Origin of the sequence: Streptomyces sp. C, from assembly GCF_000158895.1 — a bacterium.
GTDB classification, from domain to species: Bacteria; Actinomycetota; Actinomycetes; order Streptomycetales; family Streptomycetaceae; genus Streptomyces; species Streptomyces racemochromogenes.
In genome coordinates this window covers 6,899,642-6,901,047 of the sequence record NZ_GG657750.1, presented here as the reverse complement: position 1 = coordinate 6,901,047, position 1,406 = coordinate 6,899,642, and the positions used below count along the sequence as shown (strand labels likewise).

Genomic DNA, 1,406 nt, shown 5'->3' with positions numbered 1-1,406 from the left:
GCGGCCGCGCCGACGGCCACCGCCCAGCGCGCGCCCGTGCCACGGGGGACGACGCCGCCCAGCCCCTTGCGCGCGGGCTTCGCCGGCTGCTGGGCGGTGGGGTCGGGCTGGTCGGACGGGTCGGACGGCGGCAAAGACTCAGACATACCGGGACTCCTCAGGCACCACCGGGCACCACGCCCGGCTCGTCGCCGAGCATGCCGAGGCAATGCTGAAGCCCACCTGAAGCCGCCTGAAGACCCCTTCAGCAAAGCCCGCACCCCACCTGAGACCCTGGTCGGCATGCGCGTACTGGTGGTGGAGGACGAACGACGGCTGGCGCTCGCCCTCCAGCGGGGGCTCCGGTCGGAGGGCTTCTCGGTGGACGTCGCCCACGACGGGCCGCAGGGCCTGTGGATGGCCTGCGAGCACGACTACGACCTGATCGTGCTCGACATCATGCTGCCGGGCCTCAACGGCTACCGCGTCTGCGCCCGGCTGCGCGCCGCCGGCAACGAGTCCGGGATCCTGATGCTCACGGCGAAGGACGGCGAGTACGACGAGGCGGAGGCCCTGGACACCGGCGCCGACGACTTCCTCTCCAAGCCCTTCTCCTACCTCGTCCTCGTCGCCCGGCTCCGCGCCCTGGGCCGGCGTACGGGCCGCCGCGCCCCGCGGACCATGCAGTTCGGCGACCTCCTGGTCGACCCCGCGCGCCACCTGTGCTCCCGCGGCGGGACGGAGATACGGCTGACCGCCCGCGAGTTCGCGGTGCTGGAGTGCCTGGCCCGGCGCGCCGGCGAGGTGGTGCCCAAGCGGGAGATCCTGGAACAGGTGTGGGACAGCGCCTTCGACGGCGATCCGAACGTGGTCGAGGTGCACGTCAGCGCGGTGCGCCGGAAGATCGACGCGCCGTTCGGCCGGTCCGCCCTGGAGACCGTGCGCGGTGCCGGATACCGGCTGGCGGCCGACGGTGGCTGAGGCGCCGGCCCCGGCGGAGTCCGGCGCGGTGCGCCGCCCGCTCGGCCGCGTACGCGGACCCGTGCACCGCCTGCTGCGGCGGATCGGGCCCGCCACCGTCCGCGGAAGGGCGACGGCCGGCGCCGTCGTCGTCGTGGCGGCGGCCCTCGCCCTGGCCTCGTTCGCCCTGCTCGGGCTGCTCAAGGCCAACCTGCTGCGCAACGCCGAGCGCGACGCCGAGCGGCAGGCCGTCACCATCGCCCGGCTCGCCGCCTCCGGCGGCCTGGACCGGATGCGCGCCCCGCTGCCGGGCGCCGACTTCGTCCAGGTGGTGGGCGCCCGCGGCCGGGTGCTGCGGGCCACCCCCAACCTGGCCGGCGCGCCCGCGCTCGGCCCCGGCGGGCCGTCCGGTCCCGGAACGGCACTTCCACACCTGGCGGGTCCGGCCGCTCGGCGGCGAACACCGG

General features: G+C 75.9%; 1 protein-coding gene and 1 pseudogene. Both read left to right on the top strand.

Annotated elements, in window-relative coordinates; genetic code table 11:
- The first annotated feature begins 282 nt into the window (after positions 1 to 282).
- On the top strand, positions 283 to 960 hold the full coding sequence (locus SSNG_RS30965; RefSeq protein WP_042802399.1) for a response regulator transcription factor: 678 nt from the start codon (positions 283 to 285) through the stop codon (positions 958 to 960).
- A pseudogene (locus SSNG_RS42500) lies at positions 953 to 1,406 on the top strand (hypothetical protein); the annotation flags it as partial. The gene SSNG_RS30965 and the pseudogene SSNG_RS42500, both read left to right, overlap by 8 nt.

Coding starts and splice junctions, on each gene's coding strand:
- SSNG_RS30965 (WP_042802399.1), top strand. CDS start 283: ATGCGCGTACTGGTGGTGGAGGACGAACGACGGCTGGCGCTCGCCCTC.